Here is a 17,836-nt window from a genome sequence, read left to right on the forward strand (position 1 = left end):
GCCGTTCCGGCTCGCGGGGGCGGGTCCGGTCGTTACGCTGACCTGGACAAATGTGTCCAAGCGCAACGACGGGACATTTCACCATGGCCACCCTCCTCTACCGGCTCGGGCGGTTCTCCTTCCGGCGGCGGAAGCTGGTGGTCTCGCTGTGGATGCTGCTCCTCGCCCTGCTCACGACCGGCGCCCTCACCCTCGGCGGCAGCACGGTCGACGCCTTCTCCATCCCGGGTACGGAGTCCCAGCGGGCCCTCGACGACCTGAAGAAGGACCTTCCCGGCGCGGCCGGCGCCTCGCTGACCCTGGTCGTCCGCGCACCGCTCGGTCAGACGCTCGACGAGGGCGTGCAGCGGTCCGGCGTCGCCGCCGTCGTCAAGCGGGCCTCCGCGCTGCCGGGCGTGATCGCCGTCTCCGACCCGTTCCGCACCGGGCAACTCGACCGTAGCCGGACGATCGCCCTGGTCGCCGTGCAGTACGCCGCGGAGCAGGACGAGCTGACGAGCACCGACCGGGAGGCCTTCGACGCCCTCGCCCAGAGCAGCACCGAGCAGCGGCCCGAGGTCGTGCCCGGCGGCGTCGCCGGGGGGCCGCCCGAGATCGGCGTGACCGAGGTGGCCGGCGTGCTGGTGGCCGCGGTCGTCCTCGTCGTCACGTTCGGTTCGCTGGTCGCGGCCGGCATGACCCTGCTGACCGCGCTCGCCGGGGTGATCGCCGGGATGTGCGGCCTGCTGCTCGTGACCGCCGTCGTCGACGTGTCGTCGACCGCGCCGATCCTGGCGCTGATGCTGGGGCTGGCCGTCGGCATCGACTACGCGTTGTTCATCAGTTCCCGGCACCGGACCCAGCTGAGCGCCGGCCTGCCCGCCGAGGAGTCGGTCGCCCGGGCCACCGCGACGGCCGGCTCGGCGGTGCTGTTCGCCGGGGCCACGGTCGTCATCGCCCTGGCCGGGCTGAGCATCGTCGGCGTGCCGTTCCTGGCCGCGATGGGCCTGGCGGCGGCGGGGACGGTGCTCACCGCCGTACTCGTGGCCTTGACCCTGCTCCCCGCGGTCCTGGCCTTCACCGGCGACCGCATCCTCCCCCGCTCCCAGCGCCGCCGCACCAAGGCCGCCACCGACCCGGCCCGGGGCGACCACGAAGGCCAGGGCGACCGCCCGGGCCAGGCCGGCCACGCCGGCGACGGCGAGGAGCGGGCGTTCGGCTTCCGCTGGGCGCGGTGGGTGGTGCGGTTCCGGATTCCCGTGCTGCTCGTGCTGGTCCTCGGGCTGGGAGCGCTGAGCCTGCCGACCCGGGACATGCGGCTGGCGCTGCCGGACAACGGGACCGCTCCCGCCGATTCGCCACAGCGGGACGCCTACGACCTCACCACCTCGGCGTTCGGGGCCGGCGCCAACGGCCCGTTGCTGGTGGTGATCCGGGGCGCCCGGGCCGACACGGTCACCACCGTCCGCGGACGCCTGACCGTCACCCTGCGCAACCTGCCGCACGTCGCCGCGGTCGGGGCCGGGCCGGCCAGCCGGTCCCGCACCACGCAGGTGCTGGTCGTGACGCCGACGAGCGGGCCGAGCAGCGTGGAGACCGCACGCCTCGTGCACGACATCCGGGACTCCGCCACCGCGTACGCCGACAGCGACACCACCATCGCGGTGACCGGCGCGACCGCCGTGGGCGTGGACGTGTCGCAGAAGCTGACCGCCGCCCTGCCCGAGTACCTCGCGGTGGTCATCGGGCTGTCGTTCCTGCTGCTGCTGGTGGCGTTCCGGTCGGTGCTCGTACCCCTGAAGGCGACCCTCGGTTTTCTGCTCACGATGGGCGCGACCTTCGGTGTCACGGTCGGGGTCTTCCAGCACGGCTGGGCGTCGGAGCTGTTCGGGGTGGATCGGCCGGGGCCGCTGGTCAGCTTCCTGCCGATCATCATGATGGGCGTGCTGTTCGGGCTGGCCATGGACTACGAGGTGTTCATCGTGTCCCGGGTGCGGGAGGAATTCGTGCACGGCGAGCACGCGACCGCCGCGACCGTCGCCGGGGTGGGGCACGGCGCCCGCGTGGTCACCGCCGCGGCGCTCATCATGGCGGCGGTCTTCGGCGGCTTCGTGCTGATCGAGGATCCGACGATCAAGACCATCGGCTTCGGGCTGGCGGTCGGCGTGCTCATCGACGCCTTCCTGGTACGGATGACGCTCGTCCCCGCCGTCCTCACCCTGCTGGGGCGCCGGGCGTGGGCGTTCCCCCGCTGGCTGGACCGGATCACGCCGAAGGTCGACATCGAGGGCGAGAACCTGCGCCCCCGCCCGGAGTCCGAGGCGCCCGAGCTCGTCAGGGTCTGAAGCAGACGCCGGCCAGGACCCGTTCCTCATGCACCTCGTGCGCCCTGGTGAGCAGCGCCATCAGCTCCTGCTCCTGGCGGATCCGGGCCCGGTACTTCTCCGGCAGCTGCTTGAGGTGGGCCTCCTCCTCGAGGAGCTTGTGGAAGATCTCGTCGCAGTACTTCGGGTCGGTCTCGATGTCGAGGAATTCCGCCGCGTGCCGGCGCGCCGCCGCCACGTACGTCTGGGCGCGGCCCTTGGGGCTGAGCAGCGACGCGACCACCGTCACGACCAGCACGCCGACGATGAACGCGAGCGACATCCCGGTGCTGATCTCGACGACGTCGACGCGGTCGCCGCCGTTGATGAACGGCACGTTGTTCTCGTGCAGCGCGTGCAGCACCAGCTTCACGCCGATGAAGGCGAGGATCGCGGCGAGCCCGTACGAGAGGTAGATGAGCCGGTCGAGCAGCCCGTCCAGCAGGAAGTAGAGCTGGCGGAGGCCGAGCAGGGAGAACGCCGTGGCGGTGAAGACCAGGTAGACGCTCTGGGTGAGGCCGAAGATGGCCGGGATCGAGTCCAGCGCGAACAGGATGTCGGTGCCGCCGATGGCCACCATGACCAGCAGCATCGGGGTCATGACCCGCTTGCCGTCCTGCACCGTGAAGAGCTTGTCCCCGTCGTACGTGTCCGAGGTGCGCAGGAACCGCCGGGCGAGCCGGATCATCACGTTGTCGGCCGAGCGGCCGTCGCCGTCCTCGCTCTTCAGCAGGTTGCCGGCGGTGATCAGCAGGATCAGGCCGAACACGTAGAACACCCAGGCGAAGGAGTTGATCAGCGCGGCGCCCAGGAAGATGAAGCCGGTGCGCGCGATCAGCGAGAAGACGATGCCGAACAGCAGCACCTTCTGCTGGTCGGCCCGGGGCACCTTGAAGCTGCCGAGCAGCACCAGGAAGACGAAGAGGTTGTCGACGGAGAGCGCCTTCTCCGTCACCCAGCCGGCGAAGTATTCGGCGCCCATGTCGCGCCCGCCGAAGATGAGCACCCCGAAGCCGAACACGATCGCCAGGCCGACGTAGATCGCGGACCAGAATCCGGCCTCGCGCAGGGTCGGGATGTGCGCCCGGCGTACGTGGAAGTAGAAGTCGAAGAGCACGAGCCCCGCGATGCCGGCGAGGGTCAGCGTCCAGACGAGGCCGGGCACCTGCATGACGACACGCTCCCGGTCCTGGTTCGGTGGGCGTGATCCATCTTAGGGGGCAGGTGAGCGGGGGCCGAGGTCACGGCCGTACGCTCGCCGGGAAAAAGCCCGATCAAGGAGGGTCGATGGTCCGCCGCCTGCTCCTCGCCCTGGCCTTCGCCGCCCTGGCGGTGCTGGCGGCTCCCGCGCCGGCCGGTGCCGCCCCGTCGGCCGCGCCGGTCAAGTTCTACGTGGTGCGCGACAGCTTCGACGGGCAGCCGGAGTACCTGTTCGAGATCGCGGAGCGGTTCCTCGGCTCGGGCGACCGCAACGACGAGATCTTCCAGCTGAACAAGGGCCGGCTCCAGCCCGACGGCCTGCGGCTGACCGATCCGGGGACCCTGCTGCCCGGCTGGGTCCTGCGCCTGCCGGCGGACGCGAAGGGCGCCGGCGTACGGACCGGACCGCTGCCCGGGCCGTCGGCCGGGATCACGTCCGCCTTCGCGGCGCAGGCACCCGTGCTGCTGCCGCGGGGCTCCGGCGAGCGGTGGAAATGGGCGCTGCTCGCGACGGGCGGGGTGCTGCTGCTCGGCTGCACGGCGGTCGCCTGGTGGTTGTGGCTGCGCCGGCCCGCGCCCGACCGGGGCATCGCCCGCCGGCCGGCCAGGGCCATCGCCGCGGTGGCCGCGCTGGCCGCGGTGATCATGGCGGCCGGCGCGACGCTGCTGCTCACCGCCGACCCACCGCCGCCGGCGTACGCGTCGACGATCGTGGCCGCCGATCCCACGCTCTGCCTCACCGCGAACGCCGCCTCCGACGGCGCGCCGCTCTCGCTCAGGCCCTGCACCGGCGGCCTGACGCAGCAGTGGCAGGTGACCGGCGACGGAACGATCCGCTCGGCCGGTCACTGCATGGACGTGGCGGACGCGAAGGAGGCGATGGGTACGCCGGTGCAGATCGCGTTCTGCAACGGCAACCCGGCCCAGCAGTTCCGCTTCGACGGCGACAAGCTGGTGACCCTGCTGACCGGGGCGTGTGTCGACGTCCGCGGCGGCCGGGTGGTCGCCGGCGTCGCCGCGATCGTTCAGCCGTGCGCCTCGCTCGGCGACCGCACCTGGCGGCGCCCGTCCTGATCGGTCACCGCCGCCTTCAGCTGGGATTCGGTGAGGAACAGCGCGCCGCGCAGATCGGCCCCGCGCACGTCGGCACCCCGCAGGTCCGCGCCGGTGAAGTCGGCCAGCCGCAGGTCGGCGTCGCGCAGGTCGGCGCCGATCAGCAACGCCCCGCGCAGGTTGGCCCCGCGCAGGTCGGCACCCCGCAGGCGGCGGCCGATGAGGTTGGCACCGCGGTGGTCGGGCCGCCGGGGGCCGGCTCCGGCGCGGGCCAGCTCGCTCGCCTTCTGCAGCAGGGGGTTGACCTTCCTCCGGTACGCGTCCACGTCGAGCGCCAGCAGGTCGTCGGGCGTGCCGCGGGTCAGGGCGATCGTCTCCTCGCGCGCCTGCCGGAGCCGCGGGTGCACCCGTCGCGCGGCCGGGAGTTCGAGCGCGCTGGTCACGTACCAGAGAAGTTCGTGGAGCTGCCGCATGACCGGCAGGACGGCGAACATCGGGCCGGCGATGGCGGGCGTGCCGCGCCAGTCGCGGCCGCCGAAGGTCACCTGGGTGACCTGCTGGCCGGCACCGAAGCAGTCGAAGACGACGCAGCCGGGGAAGCCCTTCTGCGGCAACCGGTCGTGGATGCCGCAGCGGAAGTCGTCGCCGAGGTTGGGGCAGGCGCGCCCGGCCGGTTTGTCGATCGCGAAGTCGGACGACTTGGCGAACGCCGGGGCGACGCAGCACAGCCCGGCACACCTGCCGCAGTCGGCGCGCAGCTCCATCCGACCATCCTATCGGTGTCCGTTTCACCCCTCCTGGCCCGTTACGTGCCGTGACCGGCCTCCCTGACGGAAAGTAACTCTCGGTGGCGATCCCGCTCACCCGACCGGTCAATAACCAGGACCGACAGGACGGGTGACTACGCATAGTCATGATCTCTAGTCTTCGGTGACCGCCCCCGAACGCTCAAGGAGACCCTGCTGATGCGTGCACGCAAGACGGCCCTTTTCGCCGCCCTCGGCTGCGCCGCCACCCTCGGCCTCGCCGCCCCCGCGGCCGCCGCCGACGCGCCCACGATCACCGCGCCGGCCAGCCGCCAGGGCTACGGGCCCATCACCCTCTCGGGCACCGCCCCCGCCGGCTCGACCGTCGAGCTCTACGAGTCCGCGTACGTCTTCAACGACTTCTACGCCTCGCCCGACTACAACCGCGGCGGCTTCGTCACGACCACCGCGAGCGCGAGCGGCCAGTGGTCGCTGAGCCGGATCCTGGACTCCGGCTTCCGCTTCTACGTGAAGGCCGGCGGCGCCGAGTCCCGCCGGATCTCGGTCGCGATGGGCATCGTCCCGACCATGACGCTGAGCGCCCAGAACGGCACCGTGAACGTCAACCTCACGGCCAACCCGACCCAGCCCGGCCTGCGCGTGCACATCCAGCGCGGCGCCGGCGGCGTCTGGGCCGACGTCGCGACCGGCTACACCGCCGGGGACGCCGCCATCTTCTCCACGACGCTGAGCGGCCAGGGCTCGGGCACGAAGTACTACCGCGCGGTGATCGACGCCGACGCGGACAACAACCTGCTCAAGGGCCAGACCGAGACCGTCGAGATCAACGTCGGCAACGGCTCGGGCAGCGGCGGCGGCAGCACGCCGACCCCCACCACCCCGACCCCCACCACCCCGGCCCCGACCACCCCGGCTCCGGCCATCCCTGCGGTGAAGGCCGGCGACGTCCAGTTCTCGAAGATCCAGTACAACTCCCCGGGTACGGACTCAGGCAGCAACAAGAGCCTCGTCGCCGAGTGGGTCCGCCTGACCAACAAGACGTCGCGGACGATCAACCTCAAGGGCTGGACCGTGCGCGACGCCTCCGGCAAGGTCTACACGATCTCCGGCGACTACAGGCTGGGCGCCCGCAAGTACCTGTACGTCCACACCGGCAAGGGCACCAACGGCAGGCCGGACAGCCAGCACCGCTACTGGAACCGGACGGGCTACGTGTGGAACAACGGCGGCGACACCGCGTACCTGCGGACCAACACCGGCAAGTCGATCGACTCGTGCAAGTGGGGCAAGGGCAGCGGCGTCACCTACTGCTGACGATCACCAGTACGGTCGGGAACCGTGAGCAAACTTCTGCGCGACCGTACGCCGGACGGCCGCTGGACCATCACCCTCAACGACCCGGCCCGCCGCAACGCGATCGACGCGGAGCTGCGCGACACGCTCTCCGCGGCGATCGCTGAGGTGGCAGCCGACCCCGACGCCCGCACCCTGGTCATCGCGGGCGCGGGGCCGGCCTTCTGCGCGGGAGCCGACCTACCGGCCCTGTTCGGCGACACCGACCGCCCGGTCGCCGACATCCGAGCGGACCTCCACCGCGTCTACGACAGCTTCCTGCGCGTCATGTCCCTGCCGATCCCCACCATCGCCGCCGTCCACGGCCCGGCGGTGGGCGCCGGCCTCAACCTGGCCATGGCCTGCGACACCCGCATCGCCGGCCCGCAGGCCCGCTTCATCGCCCCGTTCACCAAGATCGGCCTGCACCCCGGCGGCGGCTGCACCTGGTTCCTGACCCGCGCCCTGGGCCCGGAACGCGCCCTGCAACTCCTGCTCGACGGCGGCAGCATCGACGGCCCGGAAGCGGTCCGCCTCGGCCTGGCCGGCACCCTCGCGGAAGACCCGCTGGCCGCGGCCCACGAACGAGCCTCCCGCTGGGCGACCCTGGACCCGGCCACGGCCCGCGACATCAAAACAGGGGTACGCACGGCGACAACGGCCGACTTCGCCGCCAGCCTCGAATACGAATCCTGGGCCCAGGCAGCCTCGGCCACCGGCCCGGCCATCCAGGAAACAGTCGCCCGCTACCGCCGCTGAGGGGCGGTGCCGGTGCCCTCGCCACCAACGTGCTAGCGTTACCAGGCCGACGCGGGGTGGAGCAGCTCGGTAGCTCGCTGGGCTCATAACCCAGAGGTCGCAGGTTCAAATCCTGTCCCCGCTACAAAGAAAAACGGTCCTCCAGAGATCATCTGGGGGGCCGTTTTCGTGTCCGTTGCCGCCGCCGGCGTCACCCAGTCCTCGCTACCACGACCCGGGGCTTCCTGAACCGGCTGGCTCCCTTCCCGATTCCGGCCACCCAGCAGCCCGGCCACCACGATTTCCCGCCGCCCACGGGCACCACAGCTCCCCGCCGCCCGCAGGCACCACAGCTCTCCGCCACCCGCAGGCACCACAGCTCTCCGCTGCCCGCGCTCCACAGCCGGGTGGCTCAGCAGCAGTGGGCGGGTCAGGAGCGGCGGACGGCTCCGGAGACCGGGCGTCCGCTGACCGGCCGGCTGGCGAATCGGGCGGAGGCGCTGTTCCGGGGCACTCGCCGGGCCGCCGCCGGTGCCACCCGTTCGAGTGAAACCGTGACCGGCGCCGCCGCGACCGTGGGCGGCGTCTTCAGCGGACCCACACCCGCCGCGGCCGCCACCGCCGGCGGGTGTGGGTCCGGTACCGGCGGCGTGACCGGGAGGACGCCGCCGGGGCTCTCGGGCCTGCGAGGCGTCGTTGCCGGTGGCCGCCGGAGCAGGCGTTTGCCGGCCACCGCGCCGGCCAGCACGGTGGCCACCACGCCGGTCGCCATGAGGAGAAGGATCGCCACGATCGTCAGCGACACCACGGGGCCACGACCTTTCTCGGCAGGTACGGGAGCGGCGGACGGGTGGCGACGGGTGGCGGCCCGAGCCATTGGTTATCCAGCCAATGACGCTAGCAGTAGATGGCACTTCAACCAATCCTCCGGAGTGCCGTTCCCCCGCCTATGCTTCTCGGATGAGCTTCGGCGGCTATCTCAAGGAAGCGATCCACGCCGCCCGGTTCCCGACGCCGACACACTTCGCCCGGGCCGTGGGGATGGATCCGTCGGTGGTGCTGCGCTGGCTCAGCGAGGAGCAGCGGCCCACGATCCGGTCGATCGAGCGGATCGCGCCCGTGCTCGGCCGGAGCATCAACGAACTGGTGCTCGCGGCGTACCCGGATCGTCTGGGCGGGGTGGACCCGGGGCCGCCGCCGGCCCACCCGCTGGTGCACGAGCTGGCCCGGATGCTGGCCGACGACTCGCCGATCCCGGCGGAGGACCGCCACGCCCTCGAGACTGTCCTCGATCGGATGATCGACCCCTACCGGAAGGTCCTCCGCCGCCGCCGTTCCGCGTGACAGTAATTCGCGTCACGGGACGGATGTCCGTAATCTCGCGGGTATGACTGCGCGGGCCGAAGCCGATCGCGTACCAACCGTGAACGGACTGCACCTTCAGATGAGCAAGCTGCTCGTCTGCTGCCTCATCGTCGCGATCGCCGCCACGGGCGCGCTGGCCATCACGTCCATCGCGGCCTTCCCCGAGAAGCCGGGCCCACCGCCGGGCAACCCGGCCGGCCTGCCACCGGGCCCCCCGCCGAACGTCCAGGCGGTCGCCGTGATCGTCCTGGTCACCGGCATCTTCGTCCTAGCCTGGCTGGCGGTCCTCGTGGTCTTCGCCCGCGACCAGATCCTCCAGCGCCTCGGCGAGGAACGCGCCGAAACGGCAGACCCCGAGCAGATCAAGACCCTTCTGACCGAGGTACGCGCCCAGCTCGCCACGGACCGCGAACGCGAATGGCAGATCATCAGCGAACGCCTCGCGGAGTACGGCGAACAACGCGAAACCGACGGCTACCTCAACGGCATGCGCGTGGCGACGGCCGACCAGCCGGTGGACGCGAACGTCCGCTCCCTGCGCCGCCCGCCGACCCAGCGCTGAGCCGCCCACCATGGACGAAAAGCAGGTCCGCGACGCCTACGCGTCCATAGCGGACCTCTACATAGACCTTTACGGTACGAGCGAGCAGTCCCTCCCCGCCGACCTGGCCTTCATCCGCCGCCACCTGTCGATCCGCCCCGGCACAGTGCTCGACGTAGGCTGCGGCCCCGGCCACCTCACCGCCTACCTCCGGTCGCTGAACGTCGACGCCGTCGGCATCGACCTGGTCCCCGAGTTCATCGCCCACGCGAAGGCAACCCACCCCACCGGCACCTACCACGTAGGAACCATGCAAAGCCTCGACGCGGCGGACAACTCCATCGCCGGCATCCTGGCCTCCTATTCGCTCATCCACATCCCACCGCAGGACCTGGACGAGGTCCTCACCGAACTCCGCCGGGTCCTGAAACCGGCTGGCAAGCTCGTGGCCGGCCTCTTCGACGCCGACGACCGCACGGAACCCTTCGACCACAAGGTCGCCAGGGCGTATCGCTGGCCCATCGGCGAGTTCTCCCAACGCCTGGCCGAGGCGGGCTTCACGGAAGTCGAACACGAACGCCGCCCGGGCAGCGCCACCCACCGCCCCGTCGCCATGATCGCAGCGGTCCTGAACAACCCCTGATCCGAACCGACGACACGTCCAGCGTCACCGGCAGATGGTCGCCTGCACCGCGATCATGCGACCCCGGTCCGGCAGCGCAGCAGAGGATCAGTCGTCCATCGCCGCGACGAGGCGCCTGAGACCGGCGCGCTCCCGGCGGTGCTCGTGGGTGATCCACTCCTTGCCCTCTGCGGCGATGCCCTCCAACACGTGCAGGGTGCGTTCGAGGCCAGAAGCGTCGAGCGACACCCGATAGGCGATGCGGTCGTCGTCGCCGAACTCCGGCATGCCCGGCCATTCACCGGTGATCGTCAGTTCGTCCCGGGGATTGTTCGTCAGGGTCAGGGACAGCTTCTTCTCGCCGCTGCGGGCATCCACCACGTTCGCCGCCACGACTGAGTTGTACTGGTAGGTGAGGCGCTGTTGGTCGCCGAACTCCATGGTCTCGAAGTCGAGGGTGACCTTGACCTGGCGGACGCCGTCCTTGGTGAGCAGGAAGAGCAGAAGTTTGTACTGCGAGTAGCGCCACGGCCCTTTGCGGACCCTGGCCCGTTTGCACCGCGGCACGGGAGCCTCGATGAAGGCATGCGCGATCACGTCCTGTGCGGCCAGGCGGTATTGCCGCAGCGCGTCCTCGACCAAGACCTTGCGATCGCAGTCAAGCCAGTGCGCCATCTCCGCGTCGGTCGGCTTTGACGCCAGCTTGCGCACCCACCTGTCGTACGCCGACCTCCGGTCCTCGAAGTCGCGCCGAGCCCGGATCAGGTCATCGCGGTGACGGTGGCCCTCGAGAAGGATCGCGAGCCAGCCGCGGATGGCGAGTCGAGTCCCTACCACCACGCCGACCGTCGCGATCACCGTTGTGAACGGCGCCTCGACGAGGGCTTGCCACAGTAGCAGCGGCCCGGCCACGGCCACGGTAAATACGGCCGAGCCGTACGCGATCCGCGTCGAGGGCGACACCCGGCAGCTCCGAGGCTCCGCCGTCAGTTCACCGCTGAGCCACTGCCGCTTGACGTCGCTGGCGAGGAATCTCACCAGCCAGGCGACGTGCTTGGCCTCGACCCCCTGCTCTCGATACAGCTCGACCAGCTCGTTGCGGAGGGTCTGCCGGATTCCGGCGGTCTCCGCCAGCCAGGTCTCCCGCGCCGCGCCCGACGGCAGGTAGCGACCGAAGTAGCGGTCGAACAGGCGGTCCATTCCCGAGGCGAAACGGTCGGACTGGGCAGGAGTACGCCGGGGCGTGAAGGTGAGACGCTGACGAGCCATCCGGCGTCGGTGCCGGGCCAGCCTGATCGTGAAGCCCGTGCGGACCGCCACGGTGGCAGCTCCAAGGACCGCCAGCAGATAGCCGGCCGAGCGGAGCCATGCGTGAGCCCACGCGTACCGAATCACCACGAGGCCGGTCACGAGGAGCAGGGCCGAGCCGCCGAGAGCGCGTAGATAATCCTTGGCGCCGAGCCGGATCGGAGGTGGTGGCACCTCCCGGGGATGAGCCGGCTTGGGCTGGAAGAACTTCCAGACCCGCTCCGCCCGGTCGTTGGCTGTCCTGTCACGCCGGGCGGTGGCGAACGTCTTCTGCCAGGTCCAGTCCTGGTGCGGGCCGGCCAGGAAGACTTCGAGGTGATTGAGGATGCTTTCCTGAAGTGGCGGGTTGAGCGATTCGAACTCCTTGACCACCACACCGATCGCGGCGGGGTCAGGAGACTCCGCTGTGGTCTGCGGCAACGAGTCCAGCAGTGAGCTGACGGCGTTGATGCCTCGTGCCCACGGATCTTCGGAATGCTCGGCCGCCCAGCGGCGGACGTGGGCCAGCCGGGCGAGTTCCTGGTCCGTCAAGCTCTGCACGGTACGGCCGCTCAGGAGCGCGAGCGCGAGATAGAAGTAGGCCCGGGAGTTCCGGTAGCCCCGGGCGACCGCCTTCATGATCAGCTCTCTCGCCTCGGGCGGCGCGCTGATCTCCAGGTAGCGGCGGCCGACCTCAAACTGCCGCTCCGGCGGATCCTCGTCACTGACATGGTATCCGCCCTCGATGTGGACCTCCTGGGCCTGGAAGCCCACGTTGGCCTGGCCATCCGCGACGTTGGTAAACGCTTTCTCCTGCGGGCCGGCGGTCATGACATACCCCGCAGCGCCGACATGAGCCCGGCGACCCGCGTCGCGAGGTCTGTCCAGTCCAGCAGCAGGCCGCGCAGCTTCCGCAGGGCTGTGGTCGCGCGGCTCCGCGCGTTTGCGTCGGCCGGAGGCACGTCGGCGGCGGCGGTGTCGATCTCCTGTTCTGCCGCGCGGTAGGTGTCTGTGTCCACGTCACCCGCCTCGTGGGCCTTGCGGAGCAAGGCGCGCAGGTCCGCGATCTGGTCATGGAATTCCTCCCGGGCAGGATTGCCCGGCGCGCCGTAGACGGTCGCCTGGTGAACGGTGTGTGCTTGGAATCCGACGTGGGCGTTGCCTTTGGCGACGTTTCTGACCGAGCCGGGCATTGACGCATCACCTGTTCCTTTCCGAGGACGGCGAGGGGAGGAGCCGTTCTGAGGTCCGAGCTCCCGGGCAAGCGCGAGGGCGAAGGCCGCGGCGTTGGCGGCAGCACGCGGCTGCCAGTTCTCGCCGTCGGTGTGAACCTTGGTTCCGTCGGCACGATCACTGATGCCGCGGACGACGACGGCCGGCAGAGAGCGGTTCAGGTGGGCCGCCTGGGCGACTCCGGCCGACTCCATCTCCACTGCGAGCGCATCGTTGTAGTGGTCCCGGATGCGCGCTGCCTCGGGCGAGGACGCCGAGTCCAGGACGACCTCCCCGGCGGCGATCGGCCCGAACCGCACCTTGGGAACACCTCCGGTGAGGCCCGTCGCCCAGCCTTGTTCCCGCTCCAGATGCCGGGCGAGCTGATCACAGGCATGAGGGATCTCCCACACGCGAGGCCGGATGCGGAACGCGTCGCTCTCGCTGGTGCCGCCGTGGTACGCGTACACGTGGGTGGCCACGACGACGTCGCCGAGACCGATAGAGGGCCAGAGCGCCCCGGCCACACCGGTGAAAATGACCGCTTCCGGATCGAACTCGGTCATGGCGCGCTCGGCGATGACGGCGGAGGGGTGGTTGCCCTTGCCGACGAGGCCGAGAACGATCTCGCAGGAGCTTCCGGTCATGGTGCCGCGCTCGAAGCGCGTGCCCATCGGATGCACGTGCGGCTCGACCCCTGTGAGACGTTCGCGGACTGCGTCGTACTCGAGGTCCAGTGCGGTGAGCACGACCACGGGCCTGGTCATCTCTTGCCTCCTCCGGCTGCGGTTGTCGGAACCGTGCGGATCATGGGTGGGTACAGGTCCCGGCGCGGGCCGGCGCGGTAGACGCGGGCCGGGCGTCCGGTCCCGGTGGAGCGGGGCGGACCGGCAGGGATCACGAAGCCCTTCGTGCCCTGGACCTTGCGGTAGAAGTTGCGAGGGTCGAGCGGTGTGCCCCAGACGGCCTCGTAGACCTGCTGCAACTCCGTAAGGGTGAAGACCTCAGGGCAGAACGCGGTGGCGAGCCCTGTGTGCTCCAGCTTGGAGCGGGCACGCTCAACCCCCTCGGCGACGATGCGCAGGTGGTCGAAGGCGAGCGGCACCCGCTCGGCGAGCACGTCGTCGACCGGCGTCCACTCGGCGGCAGCGGCGTCGGTTCCGGCGACGGGCTCGGGAAGACGCGGCACGACGGCCAGGTGCGCGACGGAGACCACCCGTCCACGAGGGTCACGGTCGGGCTCACCGTAGGTGCCGAGCTGCTCGAGGTGTGGGATGTCGGTAAGCCCTGCCTCCTCGCGCAATTCCCGGCGGGCGGCGCTAAGGATGTCCTCGCGTTCATCGGCGAGGAACCCACCCGGTAACGCTGCCCTCCCAACGAACGGCTCAATGCCGCGTCGTACGAGAAGGAGGTGTAGACGGCCACCGCGCAGGGTGAGGATGACGAGATCGACGGCGAGCAGGATCCGCGGCGGTTCCCAGGTGTCATCATGCACAGCTCGACCGTACCTTTTTGTCGAGTCGACAAGAATAGGTACCAGGTGTCAGGTCACCGACACTCTTAGTGGCCACTAGATGTCAAGAGACCAACGAGGCATGCGACGGTCGCGCGGCACGCAGCGTGTAGCTATGCCCAACTCCCGCCGAGAGCGGCGCGGAGGGCAGTGATGCCTGGAGGGGCCGGGGCGAGCGTCTACCACGTGGCGAAGGCGCCATCGTCCGAGCGGATCCACATACCTCGGGTAGCAACGCTGGTCGGTTCTCGTCTTCGACCGCGGAAGCGCAGAGGGCCTTCACCCGGCGGGTGAAGGCCCTCTGCGCTTCTCTTTGTAGCGGGGACAGGATTTGAACCTGCGACCTCTGGGTTATGAGCCCAGCGAGCTACCGAGCTGCTCCACCCCGCGTCGGTTTCTCCACTCTATCGCGACGTCCTCGTCGCCTGCAAAACGGCCCCCCGTAACCTGCCCCACACACGCGAACGGCCAGCCGATCATCTGCCAGGTCGCTCCCACACCCAGGGGCACCCCACCCAGCCGGGTCGACACAGCGAGCACCCCGCCCGGCCGCTCCAACAAGACCCGCTCCAACAACCCCGCTCCGACCGGAACCCGCTCCGACAAGAGCAGGCCAGCTTGACCGAAATCAGGCCCTGCCAGGCCGCTCCGGCAAAAAGCAGGCACCCGCCAGCCCACGCTCAATGCCTGCGCTCCCCGCCGGCCCACTCCCACATGCAGGCGGCCCGCCGGTTACCCGGCGGGCCGCTCGCGTTCAGGCGGGGTCAGCCCCCGCTGGGTGTGCGTTCAGGTGGGGGTCAGCCCCCGCTAGGTGTGGATGCCGGTGTCGAAGCGGGTGGCCCCGAAGCCGGCGTGGACGGCGGCGTCGACGGTCCCGCGGGTGGGGTGGTGGCCGGCGCCGCTGCCTTCTGGGCGTTCTGGAAGTCGGTCATCGCCTTGTCGAGGGCCTGGAGCGACTGCCCGTACTTGGCGAAGTCGCCGGACTGCTGGGCCGACCTGACGTCCGCGATGGCCTTGTCCAGGGCCGTCGCGGCCTGCGCCAGCTGTCCGGTCAACGCCGGCGGCTGGGTGCCGGACGGGGGCGGGTTGGTGCCCGTGTTGCCGGGGGTCGTCGCCGGGGGTGGCTGGTTCTTGCCCTGGGCCACGAGCGCGGCGAGGCCGTCCTTGAGGTTGTTCGCCAGGACCACGTACGTGCCGCCGTCGCCGTACGACATCAGCACCTTCTGAAGCAGCGGCACAGCGTCCTGCTGACCGCTCTTCACGTACACCGGTTCCACGTAGAGCATGCCCTCGCCGACCGGTAGCGAGATCAGGTTGCCGTACAGCACCTGGGACTGGTTGCTGTTGGACAGCAGGGTCAGTTCCGATCTCACCGTGGCGTTGTTGGTCATGCGCTGGTGCACCTGGACCGGCCCCTGGATGGCCGTCTGGTCGGGTAGCTCCAGGACCTCCAGCTGTGGCTGGCCGTCGACGTACGAGCCCGAGATCAGCGCCGCGAGGTTGTCCCGGCCGTTCGGGGTCAGCGCCGAGGTCAGCTGGAACCGGCTGCCCTTCTGGCCCGGCAGCTCCACGTTCAGGTAGTACGGCGGCTGCTTGACGGCCTGGTCCGGGTTGTCCGGCGCGTTCGGCACCTGCCAGAAGTCCTGCCCGGAGAAGTACTCGGCCGGGTTGGTGACGTGGAAACGCGCGAGCAGGTTGCGCTGCACCTTGAACATGTCCGCCGGGTAGCGGAAGTGCGCCTGCAGCGACGGCGGCGTCTGCGCCTTCGGGGTGATGAGCTTGCCCCCGAACGCCTGGTTCCACGCCTTCAGTACCGGGTCCTGCTCGTCGAACTCGTAGAGGGTGACCGTGCCGTCGTACGCGTCGACCGTCGCCTTCACCGAGTTGCGCATGTAGTTGATGTTGTCGCGGGCGAGCGCGAAGGTGCCCCGGTTGGTGAGCTCGTCCTGGGTCTCCTCCCGCAGGTTGATCTGCTGGGAGTACGGGTACGTCGCCGAGGTGGTGTACCCGTCGAGGATCCACTTGATCCGCCCGTCGACCACGGCCGGGTACGGGTCACCGTCTATGGTCAGGAACGGCGCGACCTTCTCCACCCGCGAGCGCGGATCCCGCACGTACATCAGGCGGGAGTTCTCGTTGACCGCGTCCGACAGCAGGAAGTTGCTCTCGGTGTTCTTGATCGCGAAGACGAGCCGGCGGAAGAACGACCCGATCGGCACGCCGCCCTGGCCGTCGTACGTGTAGCGCTCCTCGGCGTTGTTGTCCTGCGGCTGCGGCCGGTCGAACTCCACCTTGCGGGTGTTGTCGGTCTGCCCGACGATCGCGTACTCGGTGGACTGCTCGCCGAAGTAGATCCGCGGCTGGTCGACCTTGATCTGCTCCTGGTCGGAGGCGCAGCCGGGCTGCTGGTCGTCGCCGAGGAAGCCGGAGACGAAGTACGGCAGGCCGCCGCAGACGACGTCGTTGGCGGGCGCCGCGACCATCCCGTACCCGTGGGTGAAGACGGTGTGGCGGTTGAGCCAGTTCTGCTGCTGCTCGGTGAGGGCCCGGTCGTTGATCTCCCGGACGCCGACCACGTAGTCCTGGGTCTTGTCGTCGATCGTGTAGCGGTCGACGTCCAGCTTCGGGCCGAAGTCGTAGAAGCCTCGGACCTGCTGCTGCTGGGTGTACGCCTGCGACACCAGCTGGGGGTCTATCAACCTGACCGCCTGGGCGCTCGGGTTGTTCGCCAGCGTGGCCGGCGGGACCGTGCTGGACGCCGGATACGCCCGCGTCTGGGTGTCGCTCAGGCCGAACGCCGCCCGGGTGGCCTCGATGGATCGGGCGATGTACGGCGCTTCCTTGTCCGCCAGGCTCGGCTGGACCTGGAAATTCTGCACCGCCAGCGGGTAGATGCCGCCGATCGCCACCGCCGAGATCGCCAGCAGGGCGAGCGAGACGCCCGGCCACACGAGGTTCCGCATCACCGCGTTGGAGAACACGATGATCGCGATGGCGACCACGATCGAGATGTAGGCCAGGATCTCCTTGGCCGGAAGCAGCGCGTTGACGTCGGTGTAGCCGGCGCCGTAGAGGCCGGGCGACACGTGCTGCTCGAGCAGCAGCGCCCGCCGGTCGAGGATGTACGCGACGGCCTTGAGCAGCACGAACACCGCCACCAGCGTGGTCAGGTGGGCCCGGGCGGCGGAGGTCATCCGGTCGCCGACGCCCTGCAGCCGCACGCCGCCGAAGATGTAGTGCACGGCCAGCGCGCCGATGACCGACAGCACGATCGCGGTGAAGCCCACGCCGAGCACGTAGCGCAGCAGCGGGTAGTCGAAGACGTAGAACCCGACGTCCACGTTGAACTGCGGGTCCTTCACCCCGAACGGCTGGGAATTCTGGAAGAGCATCCAGTCCTTCCAGCGGCTCTGCGCGGAGAGCCCGGCGAAGAAGCCGATGACGACGGCGACCGCGGAGATCCAGGTGCCGAGGCGGGGCTGGAGCACCATCCGGTAGCGCTCGAGGGTGGCCTGCTCGGCCGAGTGCGGGCGCAGGAGCGGCCGCAGCCGGTAGGCCAGGTAGAGGTTCGCCGCGATGATCAGGGCCATGCCGAGGCCGATCGCGAGGAAGAGGAGGAGGCGGGTCAGCAGGACGCCGGTGTAGACCCCGGTGAAGTCGACCTCGTCGAACCACAGGTAGTCGGTGTAGGCGTCGATGCCCCAGCCGAGCAACGTGAAAAGAAGGAATACCCCCACGAGGACGCCGACGGTCACGCGACCGCGCCGGCTCATCCTCGGTAGAGGACTGTTACGCATGACCAACGGGAACCCCACAAAGTCTCAAGACCGGTTCTTCACTTTAGGGTGTTACGGCGTTCCGCTC

The 17,836-nt window shown here is 70.0% G+C and carries 13 protein-coding genes, 2 tRNA genes and 1 pseudogene; 8 read left to right on the top strand and 8 right to left on the bottom strand.

The features are described from left to right. Positions 1-83 precede the first annotated feature (83 nt). Positions 84-2,324: an MMPL family transporter gene (locus tag CLV70_RS09395; RefSeq protein WP_106125989.1), complete on the top strand. Its 2,241-nt coding sequence runs from the start codon at positions 84-86 to the stop codon at positions 2,322-2,324. A 208-nt stretch (positions 2,325-2,532) separates the two neighbouring features. On the opposite strand, the pseudogene CLV70_RS09400 reads toward CLV70_RS09395, so the two are convergent. Further along, positions 2,533-3,513, bottom strand: a pseudogene (locus tag CLV70_RS09400) (TerC/Alx family metal homeostasis membrane protein); the annotation flags it as partial. 116 nt (positions 3,514-3,629) lie between these two features. On the opposite strand from CLV70_RS09400, the gene CLV70_RS40940 reads away from it, so the two are divergent. Continuing rightward, on the top strand, positions 3,630-4,616 hold the full coding sequence (locus tag CLV70_RS40940; RefSeq protein WP_106125991.1) for a ricin-type beta-trefoil lectin domain protein: 987 nt from the start codon (positions 3,630-3,632) through the stop codon (positions 4,614-4,616). Here CLV70_RS40940 and CLV70_RS09410 read toward each other — a convergent pair. Next, a complete protein-coding gene (locus CLV70_RS09410) occupies positions 4,568-5,359 on the bottom strand; it encodes a pentapeptide repeat-containing protein (RefSeq protein ID WP_106125992.1) in 792 nt (263 codons plus the stop codon). The two genes, CLV70_RS40940 and CLV70_RS09410, sit on opposite strands and share 49 nt — an antisense overlap. 201 nt (positions 5,360-5,560) lie before the next feature. On the opposite strand from CLV70_RS09410, the gene CLV70_RS40345 reads away from it, so the two are divergent. The 3 genes from CLV70_RS40345 to CLV70_RS09425 all read left to right on the top strand — a co-directional run bounded on the left by CLV70_RS40345 (position 5,561) and on the right by CLV70_RS09425 (position 7,577). Beyond that, positions 5,561-6,676, top strand: coding sequence for a lamin tail domain-containing protein (locus tag CLV70_RS40345; RefSeq protein WP_245908125.1), 1,116 nt, complete (start codon positions 5,561-5,563; stop codon positions 6,674-6,676). Between the two features lie 24 nt (positions 6,677-6,700). Then, complete coding sequence (locus tag CLV70_RS09420; RefSeq protein WP_245908126.1) at positions 6,701-7,453, top strand: enoyl-CoA hydratase; 753 nt, start codon at positions 6,701-6,703, stop codon at positions 7,451-7,453. 50 nt (positions 7,454-7,503) lie between these two features. Next, positions 7,504-7,577 (top strand) — tRNA-Met (locus tag CLV70_RS09425). Positions 7,578-7,862: 285 nt separating this feature from the next. Here the strand turns inward: CLV70_RS09425 and CLV70_RS09430 are convergent. Beyond that, entirely contained in the window at positions 7,863-8,240 is a 378-nt protein-coding gene (locus CLV70_RS09430; protein ID WP_106125993.1) for a hypothetical protein, read from the bottom strand. A gap of 152 nt (positions 8,241-8,392) precedes the next feature. Here CLV70_RS09430 and CLV70_RS09435 point away from each other — a divergent pair, with 152 nt between their 5' ends. From CLV70_RS09435 to CLV70_RS09445, 3 genes are all read left to right on the top strand, one after another. Next, a complete protein-coding gene (locus CLV70_RS09435) occupies positions 8,393-8,776 on the top strand; it encodes a helix-turn-helix domain-containing protein (protein ID WP_106125994.1) in 384 nt (127 codons plus the stop codon). Positions 8,777-8,876: 100 nt separating this feature from the next. Then, positions 8,877-9,359 (top strand): hypothetical protein, encoded by a 483-nt coding sequence (locus CLV70_RS09440; RefSeq protein WP_106125995.1) that lies wholly within the window; start codon positions 8,877-8,879, stop codon positions 9,357-9,359. A 10-nt stretch (positions 9,360-9,369) separates the two neighbouring features. Then, positions 9,370-9,981: a class I SAM-dependent DNA methyltransferase gene (locus CLV70_RS09445; protein ID WP_106125996.1), complete on the top strand. Its 612-nt coding sequence runs from the start codon at positions 9,370-9,372 to the stop codon at positions 9,979-9,981. Between the two features lie 87 nt (positions 9,982-10,068). Here CLV70_RS09445 and CLV70_RS09450 read toward each other — a convergent pair whose 3' ends face one another. The 5 genes from CLV70_RS09450 to CLV70_RS09470 form a co-directional block, all read right to left on the bottom strand. Further along, on the bottom strand, positions 10,069-12,078 hold the full coding sequence (locus tag CLV70_RS09450) for a hypothetical protein (RefSeq protein ID WP_106125997.1): 2,010 nt from the start codon (positions 12,076-12,078) through the stop codon (positions 10,069-10,071). Continuing rightward, positions 12,075-13,226 (bottom strand): 5'-methylthioadenosine/S-adenosylhomocysteine nucleosidase family protein, encoded by a 1,152-nt coding sequence (locus CLV70_RS09455; RefSeq protein WP_106125998.1) that lies wholly within the window; start codon positions 13,224-13,226, stop codon positions 12,075-12,077. The genes CLV70_RS09450 and CLV70_RS09455 overlap by 4 nt, the downstream gene beginning before the upstream one ends. After that, positions 13,223-13,954, bottom strand: coding sequence for an NUDIX hydrolase (locus tag CLV70_RS09460; RefSeq protein ID WP_106125999.1), 732 nt, complete (start codon positions 13,952-13,954; stop codon positions 13,223-13,225). The genes CLV70_RS09455 and CLV70_RS09460 overlap by 4 nt, the downstream gene beginning before the upstream one ends. A 334-nt stretch (positions 13,955-14,288) precedes the next feature. Further along, positions 14,289-14,362 (bottom strand) — tRNA-Met (locus CLV70_RS09465). 407 nt (positions 14,363-14,769) lie between these two features. Further along, positions 14,770-17,745, bottom strand: coding sequence for a UPF0182 family membrane protein (locus CLV70_RS09470; RefSeq protein WP_106126000.1), 2,976 nt, complete (start codon positions 17,743-17,745; stop codon positions 14,770-14,772). Positions 17,746-17,836 lie beyond the last annotated feature (91 nt).

The organism is Pseudosporangium ferrugineum (assembly GCF_003002065.1).
GTDB classification, from domain to species: domain Bacteria; phylum Actinomycetota; class Actinomycetes; order Mycobacteriales; family Micromonosporaceae; genus Actinoplanes; species Actinoplanes ferrugineus_A.

Excerpts from the sequence above, each read along its gene's own strand:
- CLV70_RS09395 (WP_106125989.1), top strand. The coding sequence starts at position 84 with ATGGCCACCCTCCTCTACCGGCTCGGGCGGTTCTCCTTCCGGCGGCGG.
- CLV70_RS40940 (WP_106125991.1), top strand. The coding sequence starts at position 3,630 with ATGGTCCGCCGCCTGCTCCTCGCCCTGGCCTTCGCCGCCCTGGCGGTG.
- CLV70_RS09410 (WP_106125992.1), bottom strand. The coding sequence starts at position 5,359 with ATGGAGCTGCGCGCCGACTGCGGCAGGTGTGCCGGGCTGTGCTGCGTC.
- CLV70_RS40345 (WP_245908125.1), top strand. The coding sequence starts at position 5,561 with ATGCGTGCACGCAAGACGGCCCTTTTCGCCGCCCTCGGCTGCGCCGCC.
- CLV70_RS09435 (WP_106125994.1), top strand. The coding sequence starts at position 8,393 with ATGAGCTTCGGCGGCTATCTCAAGGAAGCGATCCACGCCGCCCGGTTC.
- CLV70_RS09440 (WP_106125995.1), top strand. The coding sequence starts at position 8,877 with ATGAGCAAGCTGCTCGTCTGCTGCCTCATCGTCGCGATCGCCGCCACG.
- CLV70_RS09445 (WP_106125996.1), top strand. The coding sequence starts at position 9,370 with ATGGACGAAAAGCAGGTCCGCGACGCCTACGCGTCCATAGCGGACCTC.
- CLV70_RS09450 (WP_106125997.1), bottom strand. The coding sequence starts at position 12,078 with ATGACCGCCGGCCCGCAGGAGAAAGCGTTTACCAACGTCGCGGATGGC.
- CLV70_RS09455 (WP_106125998.1), bottom strand. The coding sequence starts at position 13,226 with ATGACCAGGCCCGTGGTCGTGCTCACCGCACTGGACCTCGAGTACGAC.
- CLV70_RS09470 (WP_106126000.1), bottom strand. The coding sequence starts at position 17,745 with ATGAGCCGGCGCGGTCGCGTGACCGTCGGCGTCCTCGTGGGGGTATTC.